The sequence below is a fragment of the Streptomyces sp. MB09-01 genome (genome assembly GCF_033794505.1).
GTDB lineage: Bacteria > Actinomycetota > Actinomycetes > Streptomycetales > Streptomycetaceae > Streptomyces.
In genome coordinates, this window is record NZ_JARAYQ010000470.1 from 1 (window position 1) to 3,316 (window position 3,316).

The 3,316-nt window shown below is 72.9% G+C and carries 3 protein-coding genes; 2 read left to right on the forward strand and 1 reads right to left on the reverse strand.

Annotation, left to right across the window (positions count from 1 at the left end; all coding sequences use genetic code 11):
* Positions 1 to 16: 16 nt before the first annotated feature.
* Entirely contained in the window at positions 17 to 1,219 is a 1,203-nt protein-coding gene (locus tag PV721_RS42415) for a geranylgeranyl reductase family protein (RefSeq protein WP_319734099.1), read from the reverse strand.
* A 356-nt stretch (positions 1,220 to 1,575) separates the two neighbouring features.
* Here PV721_RS42415 and PV721_RS42420 point away from each other — a divergent pair, with 356 nt between their 5' ends.
* Together PV721_RS42420 and PV721_RS42425 are read left to right on the forward strand one after the other, a co-directional pair.
* On the forward strand, positions 1,576 to 2,940 hold the full coding sequence (locus PV721_RS42420) for a dipeptidase (RefSeq protein WP_319734095.1): 1,365 nt from the start codon (positions 1,576 to 1,578) through the stop codon (positions 2,938 to 2,940).
* Positions 2,941 to 3,046: 106 nt separating this feature from the next.
* A partial coding sequence (locus tag PV721_RS42425; protein WP_319734097.1) for an MBL fold metallo-hydrolase occupies positions 3,047 to 3,316 on the forward strand: 270 nt, incomplete at its 3' end.

Here is a 3,316-nt window from a genome sequence, read left to right on the forward strand (position 1 = left end):
GGCCCACGGCCCCTCCCTAGCCCTTGCCGCCGCTCCGGGCCGCCGCCGCCTGCCTGGCGTCCAGCATGTGCAGCGCCTTGCGTGCCAGCGGGTACGTCCGCACCAGGTCGGCCAGGGTCGTCGAACCCCGCGTGATGCGGGCGAAGGCCCGCCACGCCGGACGGAAGCCGGTGATCGCCGCGTGCAGCATCCGCGGCCGGGCCGCGAAGACGGTCAGCATCCGCTTGCCGACGCCCATCTCGACGCCCAGCCCGGCCTTCACCGCGAAGGCGTAGTTGAGGGCCTGCCGGCGCGCGTCCACCGCGTCCTGCGCCTCGGAGATCTTCACCGCCCACTCCCCCGCCAGCCGCCCCGAGCGCAGCGCGAAGGAAATGCCCTCCCGGGTCCACGGCTCCAGCAGTCCGGCCGCGTCGCCCGCCACCAGGACCCGGCCGCGCGAGAGCGGCGAGTCGGGCTTGCGGCAGCGGGTCAGGTGCCCGGAGGAGACGGTCGGTTCGAAGCCGGCGAGCCCGAGCCGGGCGATGAAGTCGTCCAGGTAGCGCTTGGTCGCGGCGCCCTCGCCCTTGGCCGAGATGACCCCGACGGTGAGGGTGTCGCCCTTGGGGAAGACCCAGCCGTAACTGCCCGGAAGCGGGCCCCAGTCGATCAGCACCCGCCCCTTCCAGTCCTCCGCGACCGTCGCGGGAACGGGGATCTCCGCCTCCAGGCCGAGGTCCACCTGGTCCATCTCGACGCCGACGTGCGCGCCGATCCGGCTCGCGCTGCCGTCCGCGCCGACCACCGCGCGGGCCAGGACGGTCTCCCCGTCGGCGAGCACCACGGCGACGGTGCGCCGGTCGGGCACGGCCGTGCCGTGCTGTTCGACGCGGGCCACGGCCGTGCCCGTACGGACGGTGGCGCCGGCCTTCTCGGCGGCGGCGACCAGGCCGGCGTCGAACTCCGCCCGGTTGATGAGCCCGAACAGCATCTGCTTCGAGCGCCGGGTGCGGGTCAGCTTCCCGTCCATCGAAAAGGTGACCGCGTGGATGCGGTCCTTGAGGGGAAGTACGAAGCCCGGGGGCAGGGCGTCGCGCGAGGGACCGATGATGCCGCCACCGCAGGTCTTGTAGCGGGGCAGTTCGGCCTTCTCCAGCAGCAGGACGCGCCGGCCGGCCGTCGCCGCCGCGTACGCCGCCGAGGATCCGGCCGGTCCTGCCCCGACCACGACCACGTCCCACACTTCGCCGGTCCCGCCGCTCCCCCCGGCCGCCTCGTCGGCCGCCGCCCGGGCGGCCTGCCCCGCATCCACGCCTGCGCCTGCGCCCTCGCCCAGGCCCAGGCCTGCGTCTGCGCCCACGCCCGCGTCCTCGCCTGCGCCCGCCCCTGCGTCGCGTACGTCGTCGTCGCTGCTCACGATGTGTTGCCGCTCCTGATCACCCGGTTGCTCCGATGCCGGGGAAATCCTACGGCGAGACGACGCACCGCCCCGCTGTGCGAGGATCGGGGCTGTCTTTTCGCCGTACCCGGCATACGCACACCCCGCGGATGCGGGCGGCGTACACGGAGAACAACGTCGCACCCAAAAGGAGCGTGCCCATGTCCCAGAATCCGATCGCCGAGACCATCGCCTCGCTGATGCCCCGCGCCAAGCAGGAGCTGACCGAGCTGGTGGCCTTCCAGTCGGTGGCGGACTGGGCGCAGTTCCCGAAGAGCGAGAGCGAGGCCGCCGCGAACTGGGTGGCCGACGCCCTGCGCGTCGAGGGTTTCCAGGACGTGGCGCTGCTCGACACCCCCGACGGCACCCAGTCCGTGTACGGCTTCCTGCCCGGCCCCAAGGGCGCGCCGACCGTTCTGCTGTACGCGCACTACGACGTCCAGCCGCCGCTGGACGACGCGGCCTGGATCTCGCCCGCCTTCGAGTTGACCGAGCGCGACGGCCGGTGGTACGGGCGCGGTTCGGCCGACTGCAAGGGCGGGTTCATCATGCACCTGCTGGCGCTGCGCGCGCTGAAGGCCAACGGCGGTGTGCCGGTGAGCGTGAAGGTGATCGTCGAGGGCTCCGAGGAGCAGGGCACCGGCGGCCTCCAGCAGTACGCCGAGGCGCACCCGGAGCTGCTGACCGCCGACACCATCGTCATCGGTGACGCGGGCAACTTCCGCCTCGGCCTCCCGACGGTGACGGCCACGCTCCGCGGCATGTGCCTGATCAAGGTGAAGATCGACACGCTCGGCGGCAACCTGCACTCCGGCATGTTCGGCGGCGCCGCCCCGGATGCGCTGGCCGCGCTGATCCGCGTACTCGACTCGCTGCGCGCGGCGGACGGTTCGACGACGGTGGACGGGCTCGCCTCGGACGAGGTGTGGGAGGGCCTGCAGTACCCGGAGGCGGACTTCCGCACCGACGCGAAGGTGCTGGACGGCGTCGAGCTGATCGGTGAGGGCACCATCGCCGACCGCCTGTGGGCCCGCCCGGCCGTCACCGTGCTCGGCATCGACTGCCCGCCGGTCGTCGGCGCGACGCCGTCCGTGCACGCGAGCGCCGGCGCGCTGATCAGCCTGCGCGTGCCGCCGGGCGTGGACACCGCCGAGGCCATCAAGCTGCTCCAGGCCCACCTGGAGGCGCACACCCCGTGGAAGGCGCGCCTCGAACTCGAGGTGGTCGGCCAGGGCCAGCCCTTCCAGGCGGACACCGACAGCCCGGCGTACGCGTCGATGCGGTCTGCTCTGGAGGCCGCGTACCCCGGCCAGGAGATGCAGATCAGCGGCATGGGCGGGTCGATCCCGCTGTGCAACACGCTGACGACCCTCTACCCGGGGGCGGAGATGCTGCTGATCGGGCTGAGTGAGCCCGAGGCGCAGATCCACGCGGTCAACGAGAGCGTGTCGCCGCAGGAGCTGGAGCGGCTGTCGGTGGCGGAGGCCCTCTTCCTCGTCAACTACGCGGAGTCCAAGCGCGCCTGACCCCGTACGGGGTGCGTGTACGCCCAGGGCGCAGTGCGCCCTGGGCGTACTCCGCTGCTGGTGAAGTCGCGTGTGCGGGCCGGCCGGCCGTGCCTAGGGTCGACGCATGGATCTTGTAGAAGTGCTTCCGGACCGGCTCCACATGCTCCGCTTCCCCATCGGCCAGGCGTACCTCTGGCAGGACGGCGAGGCCCTCACCCTGATCGACGCCGGCAACGCCGGGTCCGCCGTCGAGATCGAGGGGGCGATACGTTCCCTCGGGCTGCTGCCCGAGCGGCTGGAGCGGATCGTCCTCACCCACTGCCACGGCGACCACGTCGGTGCGGCAGGTGAGCTCGCCGCCCGCTGGGGCGCGCAGGTGCTCGCGCACCGCCTG